The organism is Asaia sp. A2, from assembly GCF_057319415.1.
Genome location: NZ_JBXWTO010000014.1, coordinates 1 through 17,600 on the forward strand (window position 1 = coordinate 1; position 17,600 = coordinate 17,600).

The 17,600-nt window shown below is 56.6% G+C and carries 14 protein-coding genes and 3 pseudogenes; 9 read left to right on the forward strand and 8 right to left on the reverse strand.

All coding sequences use genetic code 11. From position 1 onward, the window contains the following. Positions 1–559 (reverse strand): annotated as a pseudogene (locus ACWNRM_RS11820) (hypothetical protein); the annotation flags it as partial. A gap of 285 nt (positions 560–844) precedes the next feature. Between ACWNRM_RS11820 and ACWNRM_RS11825 the strand changes: the two are divergent. From ACWNRM_RS11825 to ACWNRM_RS11860, 8 genes and pseudogenes are all read left to right on the forward strand, one after another. Continuing rightward, on the forward strand, positions 845–1,645 hold the full coding sequence (locus ACWNRM_RS11825; protein ID WP_485172215.1) for a DUF1460 domain-containing protein: 801 nt from the start codon (positions 845–847) through the stop codon (positions 1,643–1,645). A gap of 340 nt (positions 1,646–1,985) precedes the next feature. Continuing rightward, the gene (locus tag ACWNRM_RS11830) at positions 1,986–4,238 is read left to right on the forward strand and encodes a TonB-dependent siderophore receptor (RefSeq protein ID WP_485170961.1); all 2,253 of its coding nucleotides are present in this window, start codon (positions 1,986–1,988) and stop codon (positions 4,236–4,238) included. After that, a complete protein-coding gene (locus tag ACWNRM_RS11835; protein ID WP_485170962.1) occupies positions 4,235–4,549 on the forward strand; it encodes a hypothetical protein in 315 nt (104 codons plus the stop codon). The genes ACWNRM_RS11830 and ACWNRM_RS11835 overlap by 4 nt, the downstream gene beginning before the upstream one ends. Beyond that, positions 4,546–4,854, forward strand: a complete 309-nt coding sequence (locus ACWNRM_RS11840; RefSeq protein ID WP_485170963.1) for a hypothetical protein — start codon at positions 4,546–4,548, stop codon at positions 4,852–4,854. Before ACWNRM_RS11835 ends, ACWNRM_RS11840 begins: the two co-directional genes overlap by 4 nt. After that, positions 4,851–6,428 (forward strand): PepSY-associated TM helix domain-containing protein, encoded by a 1,578-nt coding sequence (locus ACWNRM_RS11845; protein WP_485170964.1) that lies wholly within the window; start codon positions 4,851–4,853, stop codon positions 6,426–6,428. Before ACWNRM_RS11840 ends, ACWNRM_RS11845 begins: the two co-directional genes overlap by 4 nt. A gap of 172 nt (positions 6,429–6,600) precedes the next feature. Next, positions 6,601–7,040: pseudogene (locus tag ACWNRM_RS11850) on the forward strand (integrase core domain-containing protein); the annotation flags it as partial. 336 nt (positions 7,041–7,376) lie between these two features. After that, positions 7,377–9,206, forward strand: a complete 1,830-nt coding sequence (locus tag ACWNRM_RS11855; protein WP_485170965.1) for a Hint domain-containing protein — start codon at positions 7,377–7,379, stop codon at positions 9,204–9,206. A 416-nt stretch (positions 9,207–9,622) separates the two neighbouring features. Next, on the forward strand, positions 9,623–10,159 hold the full coding sequence (locus tag ACWNRM_RS11860) for a transposase (RefSeq protein WP_485170966.1): 537 nt from the start codon (positions 9,623–9,625) through the stop codon (positions 10,157–10,159). A 47-nt stretch (positions 10,160–10,206) separates the two neighbouring features. Here the strand turns inward: ACWNRM_RS11860 and ACWNRM_RS11865 are convergent. The 7 genes and pseudogenes from ACWNRM_RS11865 to ACWNRM_RS11895 all read right to left on the reverse strand — a co-directional run. Continuing rightward, positions 10,207–10,540 (reverse strand): annotated as a pseudogene (locus ACWNRM_RS11865) (transposase); the annotation flags it as partial. A gap of 97 nt (positions 10,541–10,637) precedes the next feature. Next, positions 10,638–11,435 carry an L-iditol 2-dehydrogenase gene (locus tag ACWNRM_RS11870; protein ID WP_485170967.1) on the reverse strand — a complete coding sequence of 266 codons (798 nt, stop codon included), beginning with the start codon at positions 11,433–11,435 and terminating at the stop codon, positions 10,638–10,640. A gap of 122 nt (positions 11,436–11,557) precedes the next feature. Continuing rightward, positions 11,558–12,808, reverse strand: a complete 1,251-nt coding sequence (locus ACWNRM_RS11875; protein ID WP_485170968.1) for a D-tagatose-bisphosphate aldolase, class II, non-catalytic subunit — start codon at positions 12,806–12,808, stop codon at positions 11,558–11,560. Then, positions 12,805–13,797 carry a tagatose kinase gene (locus tag ACWNRM_RS11880; protein ID WP_485170969.1) on the reverse strand — a complete coding sequence of 331 codons (993 nt, stop codon included), beginning with the start codon at positions 13,795–13,797 and terminating at the stop codon, positions 12,805–12,807. The genes ACWNRM_RS11875 and ACWNRM_RS11880 overlap by 4 nt, the downstream gene beginning before the upstream one ends. A gap of 58 nt (positions 13,798–13,855) precedes the next feature. After that, positions 13,856–14,626 carry a DeoR/GlpR family DNA-binding transcription regulator gene (locus tag ACWNRM_RS11885; protein ID WP_485170970.1) on the reverse strand — a complete coding sequence of 257 codons (771 nt, stop codon included), beginning with the start codon at positions 14,624–14,626 and terminating at the stop codon, positions 13,856–13,858. Positions 14,627–14,778: 152 nt separating this feature from the next. Next, positions 14,779–15,438, reverse strand: a complete 660-nt coding sequence (locus tag ACWNRM_RS11890; protein ID WP_485170971.1) for an NUDIX domain-containing protein — start codon at positions 15,436–15,438, stop codon at positions 14,779–14,781. 210 nt (positions 15,439–15,648) lie between these two features. After that, positions 15,649–16,188, reverse strand: coding sequence for a phosphate-starvation-inducible PsiE family protein (locus tag ACWNRM_RS11895; RefSeq protein ID WP_485170972.1), 540 nt, complete (start codon positions 16,186–16,188; stop codon positions 15,649–15,651). Between the two features lie 417 nt (positions 16,189–16,605). On the opposite strand from ACWNRM_RS11895, the gene ACWNRM_RS11900 reads away from it, so the two are divergent. Continuing rightward, entirely contained in the window at positions 16,606–17,556 is a 951-nt protein-coding gene (locus ACWNRM_RS11900; protein ID WP_485170973.1) for a bile acid:sodium symporter family protein, read from the forward strand. Positions 17,557–17,600 lie beyond the last annotated feature (44 nt).

Sequence of the window (17,600 nt, forward strand, 5' to 3'; positions counted from 1 at the left end):
TGATGCTGATGCCGGAATAGGTGATGCCGCTGGAGGTAGCATAGGCGCCATTGCTGACGACGAAATTATTGACAGTCCCACCATCCATGGAGAGGCTGCCGCCGCTGGATAGCATTACTCCGTTGCCACTGGCGCCAGACTGGAACTGAAGCCCGCCACCTGACTGGATGGTTGCGTTGGAGACCACGCCGCCGTTTGAGACGACGGAATAATCCATTCCCATTCCGCCCGCGTTGTTCCAGGTATCGGAGAGAGAATATCCACCTGACTGAACATAGGTCAATGTGGAGTCAAAGATGTTTGAGGTGGTGTTGCCACCCGAGCTGAGATACAGGGTGCCGTTGTTGATATAGGAGCTGAGAAGCGCACCGCCGCTGGAAATATTGATAATACCCCCTGTGACGGCTGACATGTTTGATACCGTCGCACCACTCGCAATGTTGAGGGTGACCCTTGCTCCGAGAGAGACCGGGCCAGAAATAACCGCATTACCGCTCTGATATACTGTGGAATCACCATTGAATATGGCAGACCATACGCCCGCAGAGAGGGTATTCATGTTTATTCTCGATTCTTGGTTGTTTTATATAAACATAGAATAGCATTGTCCTTTAATTTACCATCGTCAACTGCCATTTATTCTTAAAAATTTGAAGCAAATGAGATTTATTGAATGAAATCAGCTGTCTATTAATTTATGTTGTAAAAATACGATTTACAAATAATTGCATAATCTATGCTTATAATGTTTTACACTGATCCGGATGGCCTGGTCTTGCGAACCGGTAGGGTGTTCTGGCGAGACATGATATCGCTTTTCCTCAAAGAGAGGGGCGACACTATCATGTTGAAACCACTATATTGGATGGCATCGAGCGTGGCCGTGCTGGCTCACGCAACTTTCGGGTGTGCGTGGGCGGCGGACAGCTCATCCATATCGGTTGATCATGTGCGATTGCATCAGATCGAAACGGCAGTTCCGGCCAGTTCAGGTTTCGTCCAGCGTATTACCGACATTTCGTCGTTGTTCCTGGGGACGCCTTATGTTGCTAATACGCTTGTGGGTGGCCCCCAGAAAACGGAGCAGTTGGTCGCACGCCTTGATGCAGTTGATTGCTATACTTTCATCGATCTTGTGCGTGCTCTTGCGCTTTCAAACAATGAAACAGACTTCATTGCGACGCTAAAAAGAACCAGGTACCGTGACGGGCGTGTAGCCTATCTGAATCGCCGTCATTTTCTGACTGATTGGGTCGCTCTTGCGCCGCATAATGCGCAGGATATCACGCATTCTTTGTCGCCGCAGGCCAGAGTGACGCATAAGAGACTTAATCAGCGTGCTGGCGGGGGCGTCTTCATCCAGGGGCTTGATATCCACCCACGCGATATTGTGTGGCTGCCACCCGAGGCCCTGACATCTGAAGTTGCGTCGAAAATCCATACAGGAGATGTGATAGGGATCTACACCCCCCTTGCGGGACTGGATGTGACCCATACCGGTCTGGCGATCTGGGAGAATGGCCAGCTTCTGTTCCGGAATGCTTCGTCACTCAAGGCAAAGATGCAGGTGGTCGATACGCCTCTGGGGGATTACCTCAAAGGCAAGCCCGGTTTTATCGTGCTGCGCATGCGTGAGGCTGACTGACGTTGCGGCAATGCACGCCTCGCGCGATATTATGGGGACATTGCTCCATGAGAAGTCTTTCCTCGTTGGCTGAAGAGATGCCTCCAGACCTGGTATGACGGGTACCAGCCGCCAGAAGGAACTTCACGCCCGGAAGCAGCCCGACGCGCAAATTGATACGATCTCGCAATGCGCAGGCGGTGGAGGCCGTTGTAAACCCGCAGATCAGGAGTGTGGCCCGATTGCTGCACTTGATCGGTGAAACCTGACTCGGGAGACATTAATGAATTGACAATGATTCGCAATTGCACGAATTCAGCGCCAGTTATTGGCCCACCATTATGATGTTGAATTTGAAACAATGCGCAGGATCACCGGTCTTGTCGCCCTGGCTCTGGCAGGCGCGACCTCCCTCACAACCGCACAGGCAGCAGACACACAGCCGCAATCGATCCTGCGAAAAAAACCGACAGCTGCACAAAAGAAAAAACCTGACGAGATCATTGTCGTCTCGGCCACGGGCCTGTCTCAGGCCGGAGCAACCACCAAGACACGCACCCCCATTATCGAGTCACCGCAGACCATCTCGATCGTCACGCGTGAGGAAATCGAGCTGCGCGCTTCCCCCACCATTGCCGATGCGCTGTCCTATATGGCGGGTGTGCAGGCTGAGCCCTCGGGCGTGGATAATCGCGTGGATGAGGTTTCAGTACGCGGCTTTGGAGCAGGCGGCTTCTCGTCAAACAACAATTTTGTCGATGGGCTGCGTCTGCCTTCTGGCGGGCAATGGACACGTACATCATTCGATCCGTTCGCTCTTCAGCAGATCGAGGTGCTGAAAGGGCCGTCTGGCGCGCTTTATGGCCAGACCGCGCCCGGTGGTATCGTCAATCTCACCACCAAGCGTCCGACCGAGAAATCGCATGGCGAGTTTTTCCTTCAGACCATCGGCTATACCAAGCTCGGCAACTGGCAGGGTCAGGCCTCGGGTGACGTCTCCGGCAAACTCAACAAATCCGGTACGGTGCGAGGACGGATCGTTGCAGTGGCCCGTTATGGCGGCACACAGGTCAATGATGTGAATAGCGGGCGGTATTATGTCTCGCCCAGCCTGACATGGGCCTATGCGCCGGGGTCGAGCTGGACGCTGCTGGCGCAGTATCAGCGTGACACCGGCGGCTCGACCTTCCAGTTCCTGCCCATGACCGGCACGCTTGTGCCGTCCAAGGGGCGCTATATCCGCAATGACGAAAACATAGGCGAGCCCGACTGGAATACCTTTGATCGCACGCAGGTACTGACGGGGTCATTCCTCGAACATCGCTTCAACAATATCCTCACGCTGCGCAACAATACGCGCTACACCTATCTGGATAACCTTTACCGCTCGACGGTACTTTCGGGTGATACGCTGACGAAATGCAGCACCAGCATCAAGGGATGCGTGCCCTATCAGACCGTCAATCGTCGTGCCGTCGAAGGACGCGGGCGCTCGCAGGGTGTGGCGACAGATACCCAGCTTGAGGTCAGGGCCAGAACAGGCATGGTGCGTCATACGCTGTTGTTCGGCACGGATTATTTCTACACAAACTGGGAAAGCTCGCGCGATCTGGTCAATTCGGCGCTTGTGCTGCCCCTGCTGAATATCTTCGACCCGGTGGCGCGTGGCACGACCGGTTATTCGGCCGGTCTGGCGCCGCAGGTCTATGGCGCCACGGAATCGCAGCAGAACGGTCTGTATTTTCAGGACCAGATGAAGATCGAAAATCTCTACATTACGGTCGGCGGTCGTCAGGACTGGGCGCGTGACAATACCCTCAATATTCTGACCAAAAAGCGCTATCTGAACGATAATGACCGCTTCACTTGGCGTGCTGGCGCGGTCTATCGCACCAAAATCGGTCTGGCGCCCTATTTCAGCTATGCCACGTCCTTCCAGCCGCAGGTGTCAGATCCTTCCACCGCACTCGACAACAAGCCTTTCAAGCCGACGACAGGCGACCAGTATGAGGCTGGGCTGCGTTATCAGTACGGGAAGAGCATTTACGTCACTTTCGGCGGGTATCAGATCACACAGCAGAATGTGACGACCCCTGCGCCCAACGGTCAGCTTTGCGGCACGGCGACATGCCTTGTGCAGACGGGTGAAATGCGCGTGCGTGGTCTTGAACTTGAAGGCCGCGCAACCCTGCCTTGGGATATGGCGGTTATTTTCACCGGCACGCGCAGCGCTGCCAAGATTACGGAATCGAACACAGCTTCGCAGATCGGCAATTATATGCCTCAGGCCCCGAAATGGATGGCCTCGCTTTTTGTCGATCAGCGCCTGCTGCATGGCCCGATGCGCGGTGCCGGTTTTGGCGGCGGCGTGCGCTATACGGGCCATTCCTACGGCGATACGGCCAATACGCTCTCCATCCCCGGCTACACGCTCTATGACATGTTCCTGCGCTATGATTTTGGCGTGGCGCGACCCCGCTATAATGGCCTCTCTTTCTCGCTCAACATGCGCAATATCGCCAATAAGCGCTTCGTGGCGACCTGCACGGCGGTCTCCGCCTGCTATTATGGTCAGGGCAGAAGCCTGACCATGCGTCTGGAATATCGCTGGTGAGCGGGGCAAGCTTGTTGGGCCTTGCAGGATTTTATCCGGCCTGCCTGGTCCTGGCCGGGTTTTGTCTGGCCGTGGCCGCTGGCGCTGCTTTCTACCTCGCCAGTGGGCAACAGCAATGGTGTCAGGTACGCCCCCCATCGCGCCTCTGCCTTGGGGCTGGCGCATTGTTCTCGGTACTCTCGCTGGTCGGGTTTGTGGCAGCGACTGACTGGCTTGTCGGGGTTTTCATGACAGTGGCACTGCTGATGCTCGTGCTCAGTCTGCTCCCCCTTGGGGTTGCGCTTCATGCGCGAAAGGGCGCGCGCCCATGAAGGCTGCGAAACTCGATAACCGTCGCTGGCTCGCCAAGACGCTGGCCGGTTTGATTCCCGGTGCTGCATTGGCACTGGGGGCGATGGTTCTGGCCGGACATCTCTGTGGCGCGACAGGCAACCCGATGATGCTCTCATCGCAGTTTCTCATGTGGGGGGCGGCGCTGCTCTGGGTGATCTGTCTCAGCCTGTGCTTCCTGTTTCGCTCAGGCCTGGGGGCATGGTTCGGCCTTGGCTGGATTGCCTGTCTGCTATGGCTGGCCAACACGCTGCTTGCCGGGTTTTTCGGGGGTGAGCAGCCATGAAACTGCGCGCTGATATCGTGGCGGTCTATCGTGAGGTTCATAGCTGGGTCGGTGTGGTGGCAGGCCTGTTCCTGTTCATCGCCTTTTACGCGGGCGCCATCAGCATGTTCGAGCCAACGCTCGAATCCTGGTTGACACCACGGCCCGACCTGCCTGCTGCCGTCTCCATCGAACATGTTCCGGATCTGCTCGACAAGGCCTTTGCCGTCTATCCTGAGGCACGGCGCCAATACAGCATTGTCGTGAGCCCCGATGCCGCCCATCCGGCGCGTCTGGTATGGCCACTGGGCGAAGGGCGTCATGGCCACGGGTCATCGGCCATGATGCTCGCGGCGCTCGATGCGCAGGGCGGTCTTGTGACCACAACGCATAAACCCTCGCCCGTCGCCCAGCTGATCGACACGGTTCATCAGCGCATGGGGCTACCCTTGCCGCACGAGCCCGCCATGATCGTGATGGGATTTATTGCGCTGGCCTATGCGCTGGCTCTGGTGTCAGGCACCATCGTTTTCATCCCGGCACTGGCACGGGCGCTTTTTGCCGTGCGGCTGGTGGGGAGCGTCAGACGCAAATGGCTGGACCTGCATAATCTGCTCGGGTTCTGTTCCTTGCCGTTTCACATCGTCATGGCCCTGACATCGGTTGTCTTTGCCTTTCACGACGTGATTTTTACGGTGCAGGGTGAGTTTCTCTCCCATGCCCAGAGTTCGAGCGCACATGGTCATCATGGGGCGGGGCATGGTGGTGGTCGGGGCATGGGCGGCATGGTTGCACAGCCTCATGCGGGAGTGGGGGCCGTGTTGCTGGCTCCGGCGGAAATACTGGCGCGTCTGGCCCAGACTGCTCCGGGTTTCGTGCCTGACACGCTCGATTATTCCACGCGCCCTGGTGGGCCGTCCGGTTCAGGCGCGGTCTTGCGCGTCTCGGGGCATGATCCCGCCCATGTCATGCGAGGTCCCACCAGCGGATTTGCAACACTCGACCCCTATACGGGCCAAATCCTGTGGAGCGCTTATCTGCCGGGGTACCAGTCGGCAGGGTTTGCAGCACTGACCAGTTTCTTTGCCCTGCATTTTGGCAGCTACGGGGGTGCCCCGATACGCTGGACCTATCTCGTTCTCGGTTTTGCCGGGGCGTTTCTTTTCTATACCGGCAGCAAGCTCTGGATTGCGGTGCGGCGACGCAAGGAGAAGGCCACAGGGTGCCTGACAGACACGCGCAGCACCCGCTTTCTGTCCCGCCTGACGACCGGTTGCTGCACGGGCTGTATGACGGCCATTGCCCTCCTGCTTTGTGTCTCGCTGGTGCTTCCGCACCCATTGAGTGAAGGCGGGGCGTTCCGGCTCTATCACGGCGTTTTCTGGGTGATGATGCTGGGTGCGTTGCCCTTCGCATGGGGCGAGTCCCTCATGCTCTGGCTGGCAACGCTCGCCCATGCGGCGCTGGCAGCCATCGTTCTACTCAGGGGCGGACAGACCGATGCCGTCAACTGGGGCGTGGCCTTAGTGGCGCTCGGCCTGACAATCGTGTTGATGCGGCTGGCCCGCCAGGGGAGCGCGGTGCGTCCTGCCTGACCGGTACAGTGCCCTCTGCAATCAGGGGGGGATCACCGCGAGGTTTATTTGTGACGTGGACCGATCATGCGTTCTACCCAGATGCGCGCAGATCCCTACCCCGGAGAAGTTACGCAATATAACCGGTAGAGGGATCACTATCTGAGCCCCATTCATGGGTCCTGTTTTCTGGGCGAACATGATGGATGCGAAATTTTTCATCGTGGCACTGCAGGAAGTTCCGATCCGCTACGGTGCACCGTAGACCTTCGACACGGATCAGGAGTCACAATTCACGACGCCCCGGTTTATGGATGTGCCGGATGCGCGTTCAATCCTTATCAGCATGGACGGGCGCGGACGCGGGCTGGACAACGTGTTCATCGAGCGCCTGTGGCGGGCGGTCGCTGAAATATGGATGAGCCTCTCTGCACGTGTTTGAGACCGCTTCGGAACCGCGGGCGGGGCTCACGCCCATGGATCGTGCATTACAACGGGCAGTGTCCGCGTTGGGCATTGGCTGGATGCACGCCCGATGAGGCGTATCATGACGTGCGGATGCGACTGGGCCCGGAGTTAACCCAGGACCTGATGGCCAATAGCAACAGCCACGCCGTCAAACAGGCGGCATGACAACGGCCGATTATAGCTTATCAGGCCCGCAAACTTGCCCAAAGAAACGGGACCATCTCTCATGGACAATCAGCCTATGCGGGAAACTATGCCGTTTATAGATCACACAGGACGCCCCCATCGCCTGTGTCTATCACGCCAGCCTTAATGTGGCATTATCGACTCGCACAATGCAATATAAATTCATATTATAATTGAATAGTGATAATTTTTGCTAACATCATTTCGTATATAATATGAAATATATGAATCTATAGTTACACTGGTTTTATTGTATAAACATTTATGATAAATTAACAGTTTAGTAAGAAACAACGATAAAATTAGGTGTGAGTTATGGCATCGTCTTATTCTCAGATCAGTGGTGCGAATCCGTGGGCGGATGGCACTGTTGCCTATGGTGATACGAAAACTATCGACGTGCAGTTCCTGACACCGGCGGCCTCTGCAGGTAGCGCCGGAGGGCTATTGTGCAATCAGGATTGGCCTTCAGCACCTGATGGTCCAATGATTGTCAGCGGTGACTTAAACGTCAATATGAACTTCCCAATATCTACCATGTATTTTGGGTATGGTTACCAGACAATTGGAAGCTATACTCAGCCCACCATCACACCGACAGGAAGTGCAACGCTCACAGGAAGTGGGGCGTATGACGGCACATCTTTCGTTAACTTCATCAATACGACGCATAATGATGGCACTCTTACGATTAAAGACCTGGTTATGTTCTCGGGTGACGCGAACAGTGTCATAGAAGGAAGTGGTACTCTAAATCTTGTTAACTCAAGATTGGTCGGCAATATTGATAATTTCAATGCATGTATGGTTGGATCTATTACGGGAGGTCAGACTATAAATATGAATGGTTCAGATCTCGCCGTTTATATGGACCTGTCGAACGTGACAATAAACATGATGGGCGGTGGTAATTATCTGGCGCTACGCATCACAAACACGGTCTCCAATGTGAAAATCACTGGGTTTGGCAAAGGCGATGTCATTGATGTTCCGTTCACTGCCGATGCGGACACCTGGGTTTATGACCCTGAAACCGGTAATCTCACGATCACAAGCACATCCTACTCACATACCGTCAATATCGGACTTGGATACGACCCGACGAAATTTGCATCGAAGGCTACGGCCTTCCCCGGTATGCAGGGTGTTACCTATCTTGATGATGCGCCCTGTTTTCTTCGTGGCGCCATGATTCTGACTTCAAGAGGTGAGGTCGCCGTCGAGGCTCTCCAGTCCGGTGACATGATAATGGTAGTCGAAGGCAACCTCCTGAAGGAGCGTGCTTTGATTGCCGTAAAGAGTGGAAGAGTAAATACGAGGCTTGCTGCAAATCTCCCGCCCGACGCGGCCTATCTGCCAGTCGTGATCGAAGCAAATGCCTTTGGTAACAATAGTCCAAATGCAGAACTCAATATTACTTCAGATCATTGCTTTGCATTTGACGGAAATCTCATCCCAATACGTACACTCGTCAATGGACAAACGATCCGATATAATAATACCGAGACGACCTACGATTTTTTTCACCTTGAACTCGAGCAGCACTCGATCATTATCGCAAATGGTACCGAAAGTGAGAGCTTTTACAAAAATGGAGCTCATGCGCTTCCGTTAAACACTGATCCAAGCTTTGTTCGGGCAATATACGACCGCATTGTAGCGTTGGCGCCAAAAAACTCTGTCAAGGCTTGTCTAAGCAGACAAACGCCCACCTTTGAGCCACTCACAATCAGGGTAAATGGTCGCCCAGAACGGATCTTCGGCGAGAGGCATGGGACGCACCTCAAGTTCAACTTACCAGCAGGGGCAAATGAGGTCATATTGAGTTGTGAGACACAGCGCCCTTGTGATGTGATCGGCCCTTTCTACGATGACAGACGCTATCTTGGTTATCTTATCGGGTCGATGGTTTACTACGGAAGTGCTGCTACCGTGAGCTTGACCGATCACCTCACGGCGAGTGAGATCTCTGGATGGCACGATCTTGAGCTCAGTTACTGTCGGTGGACGAAAGAGAATGCCTCGGTAAAGATCCCCGCTGACGCGTGCAGTACGCCGGGCATACTATGGATTGAAGTCGCAGCCGACTTGGCCTCCCTAAGCCGTATGAATGAGCCCTCAGGACTTTACGCTCTCTCTGCCTAAGAAAATACGGTTCCAGGCTCATCCAGGCGCGTAGCCCGTTCATCTGATCAAACAACGGAAGTGCGGGTCGAAAGATCTGTCGCTTCCGTCCGCCTGTTCGGTGCTTAAGCTCCTTTATTCGCCGAGTGGCTGATTGCGTGCGCGCAGGTTGACACGAGGCGATGAAAATTCTCGAACGATTTATCGTTTGGGGCATCGGATAATCTCGCGCTGGTTTCTACGTCTGCGGTTCTTTTCACGACATAGGCCAGGGTCTGCAGATGGGTGCGCATACTGACAGCCGCGATACGTCAGGGCGCGGCATTGGCCTGCCGGTTAGAGCGTTTCCTGCTCTGAATGGATCGCTGGGGATTCCCAAAATGGTGGTGATCTGACTTGAGATGACATCCCGAGTGCGGGCGGCTCGGGATGTCATCATGCACATTGTCGCTAGCGCTTGTGGACAAAGCTTGACGCGGGTGCGCAGAATTGACCCAACGCTGCCATTTGAAGGCGGCATTGGACGAGACGATCGGGCGACGGATGCGGAGCGGGCGTTGATTGGCCCGCTGCTGCCAGCTGAGACGGGACGTGGCTGCCGTCCGACTGGTGACAATCGGCGGTTCCTCGACGGCATGAGGTGGATGGCGCGGACAGGCGCGCAATGGCGTTGTCTTCCGCCCTGCTACGGCAGGTGGAACACCTTATTCCGGCGCTATCGCCACTGGGTCGAGCAGGGTGTATTCAATGCGCGGCTGGAGACGCTGGCGAAGCTGGTTGGCCGCGACCGATCGGCAGACATGATCGACAGCACCGTAGCCCGGGCCCATCACTACGCTGCCCGGATAAAAAAGATGCTGGGCCGACCGAGGTGCTCGGCCAATCGCGGGGAGGGTTCACAACCAAACTCCATGCCCGCTGCGACGCCCGGGGCTGCTGCTCGCTTTCATCCTGACGCCAGGACAGTCTCATGATCACTAGGAATTTGGACCGCTGTACCGAACGATCAGGCGGCCTGAGTCCCCTTTTTTAGCCGCAGGCTCGAAGCCGTGCGGTGCGCCTTGAGATACGTCGCATCAAGCATGAACGTCTGAGGCTCGGCTCTTGCTGCAGACAAGCCATCCATCATCCGTATGAAAATACCCACGTCGCCCCAACGCTTCCAGCGATTGTAGAGCGTCTTGTGTGGACCGTATTCCCGCGGCGCATCATGCCAGCGCAGACCATTGCGGTTCACAAAAATGATCCCGCTCAGCACATAGCGATCATCAACGCGATGACTTGCCGTGACTTCTGGAAAAGAACAGCCGCACATGCTCCATTTGGTCCTCCGTCAGCCAAAGCAGATCGCTCAGCCTCAGCCTAGCCTCATCACTGAGCCTGAAGCACATATCCGTATTCAAATCATCAGATTCCGAGCCTAGACAGCCATGTATCGTGGTAGCCGGCGTCTCAGCTCATCCAGTTGCCGCCGTCGATATTATAGGTTTGCGAGACGATATAATCGGCATCCTTCGAGGCCAGAAACACCGCAAGCCCGCCGATCTCGTCAGGACGCGCCATACGCCCGAACGGTACAGATGCGCCGACGATCCGCTTCTTTTCACCAAGAGGCAGGTTCTCATACTGGGCAAAGCGGCGGTCTACATCATCCCAGTGCTCGTTATCGACCACACCCGGTGCAATGGCATTGACGTTGATGCCGTATTTGATGAGATCGAGCCCGGTGCTCTGGGTAAGAGAAATCACGGCTGCCTTCGAGGCGCAGTAGATCGCCACCAGTGGCTCACCGCGGCGCCCGGCCTGCGAGGCAAAATTGATGATCTTGCCGCCATGACCCTGCGCGATCATCTGGCGTGCGACCGCCTGAAGCGTGAAAAGCAGCCCTTCGACATTGACGGCAAACACGCGATGATAGCTTTCACGCGTGATCTCGACAGTCGGAGCGAGATCGAACAGACCGGCATTATTGACCAGAATATCGATACGGCCATAACGCGTGATAATGGCCGCAAGCGCGGCGTCAATGGACTCCTGTCGGGTTACATCGAGCACAACGCCAAGATGATCGGTACCGAGTTCGGCAGCGGCGCTGATCGCTCCCGCCTCATTCAGGTCACCGATAACAACGCGCGCACCTTCGCGTGCATAGCGCTCGGCAAGAGCGCGCCCGATACCGCGTGCGGCACCCGTAATGAGCGCAACACGATCCTGCAATGGCTTGCCCTGAGGGGCGGGGGTAGCATTCATGTCGTGATTCCTATGGTCATCGGATGATGACGGATGGGTCAGTTACGTCAGGAAAAGTCAGACAGGCCGTGCTGGCCTTGCGGGGACCTTGTCTCTCGGGACCCCGCCGCTGGGCGCACGGTTCAAAGCGTCTCGTAACGTTCGAGCACGTCGCGAACCGACTGGATCAGAAGAGCCTGAGGCTCGGCCGCAAGCGCACCCGATTTCACGCGTTCGAAAAGCCGCGGCAGATACTGGCTGATCATGGTTTCAGGAATGGATACCTGTTCCAGCGACTGGATCAGCGCCGTCACGGCCTGTTCGGCGGCAGGTTCGGGCCAGTAATAGCGGATGCGATCGCTATAGCTGAAATGACGCAGGATACGCTGCTCCATCGCATCGCCATGATAATGGCTCTGCCAGTTGGCGGGCGCATCGAGCATGGTCTTTTCCATCGTCCCGACCAGCGAGACCGCCTGCGGGTCGATGAAGCCACGTATGGCATCCAGCCCGTAAAGCGTTTCACGCAGGGCAAAGCTCAGCTCCGGCCCAACCTTCAGGATACAGAACCCGTCCTGCTTCAGTCGGGCCAGCGCCGTGCCCGGCTGATAGTCGGTTGAGTGCGCCTCAAAAACCAGTCCCGGCAGACGCGCTAATGTCGCAACAAGCGCGCTGGCCTGCTCGGGCTGATAAATGACCACATCCTCATGGCCAAACTCCACACCGGGCTGCACCACGATGCCGATCACGCGCGACCAGGCCTCGGGCACCGCCTCGCGAAAGGCTTTTTCATGCACCTGATAGGTCGCACGAACCGCTTCCGGTGTGGTAGGCGTAACGTGATCGAGGGCTTCGGTCGCCCCGCCCGGTGTGGGAATTTCCGTACCGATCACATAGACGGGCCGCCCCGATGCGACGGATTCAGCCCGCTTGGCCAGCATCACGGCCCGCTCTGCCACAATGGCATCAGGCAGATGCTCGGCCTCACCCTTGCAACCCATGCTGGCGTCGAGATGCAGCTTGGTAAATCCCGCCTCGGCAAAAGCCGCAATCATGTCGGAAGCTTTTTGCAGGGCTTGTTCTGCCGGAAGCGACTTCCACGGATTGGGACCGAGATGATCGCCGCCCAGAATGATCTGCTCACGCGCAAAACCCAGCCGATCGGCGATACCGTATACGTAATCGCGAAAATCGACGGGCGTCATGCCGGTATAACCGCCATCCTGATTGACCTGATTGCAGGTCGCCTCAATCAGTACAGCCTTGCCATGCGATGCCGCATGAAGAAGGGCGGCCTCAATGACAAGCGGATGAGCCGAGCATACCGAGGTGACAGCTGTCTTGTCGCCCTGGTCGAAACGCGCCCGCAATGTCGAGATGAGCGAACCGGTCATGCTTTTTCTCCCGTTTTCTGGCCTGCAATGAGCTGATCGAGCGCCGCGAAATCGGACGTACCTTCCATCGGGCCGAAAAACGAAACGGCCCTCGCCCCGGAGGCACAGGCATAGCGCAGCGAGTCTTCGCGCGTCTTGCCGAGCAGGCGGCATGTGACATAGGTCGCGCCAAAGCAGTCGCCCGCGCCTGTCGGGTCGATTTCCTGCGCTTGGAACGGCGCACCGTGGACGGTCTTGTCGGCACAAAAGCAGGTCGCGCCCTCACTGCCCTGTTTGAGCACGATTTCAGAAACGCCCATGTCGAGGATCTCGGCAATGGCGGCCTCCTGCGTGGTACCACTACTGAACAGGAGCAGTTCGGGACCGCTTGGCAGGAAGATGTCGCATTCCTGAAGCATCAATTGTAGGGCTGCCCGCATATCGGGGATGTTGAGCATCTCCTTGCGGATATTCGGGTCGAATGAAACGGTTCCACCCTGCGCCTTGACCTGATGCACAGCGGTCGTCACGGCATCGATGATCGGGAAGGAAAACAGTGAGGACCCCATGACATGGACATGGGTCGCGCGCTTGATCAGTCCACGCGCTGCCTCGTGAAGACCCGTTTGCGAGCAGGCAGACTGACGGATGTTATAGACGAAATCGCGACTGCCATCGGGCCGGTAGCGCACAAACGCACTGCCTGTCGCAAAACTGTCCACGCTGAGAATGGCAGAAACATCCACACCATCACGCCTCAGGCGCTCGATATTGAGCGTACCGAAATCATCACGCCCGACCGCCGAGACGATACCGCACTCCACACCCAGACGAGCGACCTGATCAATGAAAATCGCCGGTGCGCCCGAAGGGTAAGGCCCCTTGAGGGCCATCGGTTCAAGAAAACCCGTCCCCTGGGTCTCGGCCATGATCTCGACCACAATCTCACCGATTGTGATGATGCAACGCGGCGCGTCCGGGGACTGGTCCATCAGAAAACTGGATGCCATGATCGGTTATCCATCGAAGGGGAAAACGGAAGGTGAGAAAAGGGGCCCAGCGGGGCGCTCAGCCGGAGGGAGAGGTGTCATCTGCAAAAACAGACCAGTCCTCGCACAGCACCGCGCCATCGGGCGGTGTGCCCCCATGCAGAACCGACACGGTTTTGCGCCAGGCCAGAACATGACCGCCCTCGTCCGACCGATCGAGACGGTCAGTCAGCAAAAAGACCTGCCGCGCCCTGATGATCGCGCTCTCCAGACAGCTGCCCGTCTGATCGAGACAGGTGAAACCCCGCTTGCTGATCTGGGCTGCCGAAATGACCGCAAGATCCAGATCATAGAAAGACAGGGCATGATCGGCAGCGGGGCTGATCAGCGGATATCCCAGCCGGTCATACTCGCCCCCAAGCAACGAGACCGCCGCATCGCTGGTCCGGCTCGCCATATGGTAGGTTTCGAAGCTGTTGACGACAAAACGCAGGTTTTCGGCCGTCGCATAGACCGGCACGAAAGAAGCGGCCTGGGTGTTATCCAGGAAAACGCACTGCCCCGGCTTGAGCCTGAAAGCGACAGCACGTGCCAGGGCCCGGGCCTCATACAGGGTAGGCCCCTCATCCAGAGGTGCATCGACAGCATAATCGTGAGCCGGCTGGGCACCGCCATTTGTTCTGATGACGAGATTCTGACTTTGCAGATAGGCGAGATCCGACCTTATCGTCACCATGGAGACGTCGAACTGGCTTGCCAGCGCCTCAGTCCGTATGAATCCGGCGCGCCTTACGGCATCGACAATTCCCAGACGGCGTTTGAGAGTCGCGCTGTTCACGCCCATCGACATGGTCAAGAATCTTTCAAAACGAAAACCTATCTTTCGTTTTGTAAGTCATCGTCTTTTGCTTGTCAGCAGTTAAGACAGGCTATCACAGGGTTGTGTCAGGATATGCCCATTGGTCCGTTATCATCGGGTCAGCCGCCGAGCCGGAAACCACCCTATCGCCCTGCGCCTCGAACGCTCAGAAGACCCTTAATTGCCGCATGCTGTAAAAGCAGGATCGTCTTGGCATCCAGAATACGTCCGTCATCGATCATGCGCAGGGCTTCAGGGAACGCGACTTCCATCACGTCGATTTCCTCGCCCTCCCCCTCCAGGCCGCCGCCCGGCCCGATCCGCATCCCGGGCCTGTAAGCCCCGGTGAAGAAATGGATGCGCTCGGTCACTGATCCCGGGCTCATATAATAGCACCCTATGGGGGTTATCTCACCAATCTCGACCCCCATTTCCTCACCAACCTCACGGCGCATGGCGGTAGCCGGGTCATCGTGATCGAGCAGGCCGCCGCAAACCTCAATCAGATCCTCACGATGCCCTGTGACATACGCTGGAAATCGGAACTGTCGGGTAAGCAGGACCACCTGCCTCTCCTCATCGTAAAGCAGGATCGCGGCCCCATCGCCACGATCATACGTCTCTCGTGTGAAGACCTGAGTCGTGCCGCTCCTACGCCGGTAGCTCAGTGTGTAACGTGTCAAAACGCCCCAGTCATTGGCCAGCAGCCGGGTCGAGAGAATTGTGATGCGGTCATCAGGAGATCTGTCAGACGCAGCCTCGTCACCAAAACGAGCAGGCTTGTCAGAAGGCGTTCCTGTCATGGCGATCAATCCCTCTGCCCGACTTTTCGTGTCACGGCCTGCGCCCGCAAGCTCGCCCCCCTACCCTGCGCGGGATCGGACTTCCGGGCTAGAACAACCGTCGCACATCCTGCATCGCATAGGGGACTCTAGGCTGTGTGTTGTAGATAGTGAACAGGGCTGAGACGACAAAGCGAGGGCCGGTCGACCGCATCGCAGCGATGGAAAGGCTCAGACTGTCTCGTGCGTCGAGCCGTTATGACCCGCCCCCGGTGGCCCGACGAGCGCGACAGCATCGGGAATCATGACGCCGGGTGCTGCACTATCGGCAACAGGTTTGCGGCTACGTACCAGCCAGTAGCAGATACCGAGAGACAAGACCGAGGCCGACAACGCCAGAACCCCCATGACATCCACCGCGCTCAGGTCAAGCACGATGAATTTGCGCACTGTTGCCATCATGCCGATCAGCAGTACGGAACGCATCCTGACCAGGCTGTGAGACGGTGTATCCGGTGCAACGAGAATGGAATGTTTGAACTCCAGCGCAATCAGCACTGTAAAGCAAAGGCCGAACAGCGATTGGAGGACAGCCGGGTTGGATGGAACCAGCGTTGCCGAGCGCACCATCTCGAAAACAGCATAGACGACATGCACAAGCCCAAGCGTCGCCACGGCCATGACGCAGAGCGTGAGAATCAGCATGGCGCATTCCTCGAACAGATCGAAGAGCGTTGAGACCTTGAAGAAACCGGGGATACTTTTGATCATGGGCTGTCGATAATATCTTGGTGAGGCGTAAGCCCTCACTCTTACCAGAGCCGCAAAGACACATCACCCGCAGAATGGTTGTCTTTTCGTAATATCGCCCGCACGATACCCAAATAATATTAAAAATATAAACATGACAAAAGCTATATTTTACTATTACAATATGAATAATATATAATTATACATCAAAATCATAATAATGACCCTTTCCTGCTTTTGTCCAAACCTTACAGAACCGTCATTCTCAAGGCCTTCAGCCTTGCGCGTTGCACGGTTCCTGCTTGGGACAATCGCTTTGGAGGAGGGCGCCCCGCACCACTCTGAAGCATAACAGGCATGACCTGCATTTCCCTTCAGATGCCCGGGGCGTTTTCTCCCTCTTGCCAAAGAAGGGTGTTGCGGTGGAAATCGCTCACCATGCGCAAACTCGACCCCTTTCTGCTCAGTCTGATCGCCGCCATCGTGCTGGCCACCTTCCTCCCCTGCTCGGGACCTGTGGCGGTCATCCTGTCGAAACTGACCACATTGCTCATCGCCCTGATGTTCTTCCTCCAGGGCGCAAGGCTCAAACCCGAGGCCGTGCTGGAAAGCGTACGTGACTGGCGGCTTCAGGGCAGCGTGCTGTCCTGCACGTTTCTGCTTTTTCCCCTGCTGGGCCTTGTGCTTCATGCCCTCATGCCGGGTCTGCTCAAGCCCGATATGTGGCATGGGGTGCTTTTTCTGTGCTGCCTGCCCTCAACCGTGCAGAGCTCGATTGCGCTGACCTCTATCGCGAGAGGCAATGTGCCTGCCTCGATCTGTGCTGCCACCCTGTCAAACCTGCTCGGTATCGTGGCCACGCCTGTTCTGGTTGGGCTGATCGTGCAGAAAGGCAATATCTGGTCGGCCCATGCCATCGTGGATATCGCAACCCAGCTTCTGCTGCCCTTCGGCATCGGTCAATTGCTGCACAAGCGCCTTGGAACCTGGGCACACCGCAACAAGAAACTGCTCTCGCTCAGCGATCGCGGCTCCATCGTGCTCGTGGTCTATACGGCGTTCAGCCATGCCGTGGTGGAAGGAATCTGGCATCGCGTATCGCTGCCGGATCTTGCCCTGACCGCCGGGCTCGATATCGTGCTTCTGGGGCTGGTTCTGTTCCTGTCGCGCCTGATGGGCCGCGCACTTGGCTTTTCGGAAGAAAGCAGTATCTCGCTCATGCTCTGCGGCTCGAAGAAGTCGCTCGCCACCGGTGTGCCGATGGCCAATATCCTGTTTCCGATGTCCGTGGTCGGCACGGTCGTGCTGCCACTCATGATGTATCACCAGATCCAGCTTTTCGTGTGTACATTGCTGGCTCGACGTCTGGCCTCACGTCCGGAGGTTTAACGCACAGGCGCAAGGCTGCAGCGGCGCTTCCCATCCGGGCGCCG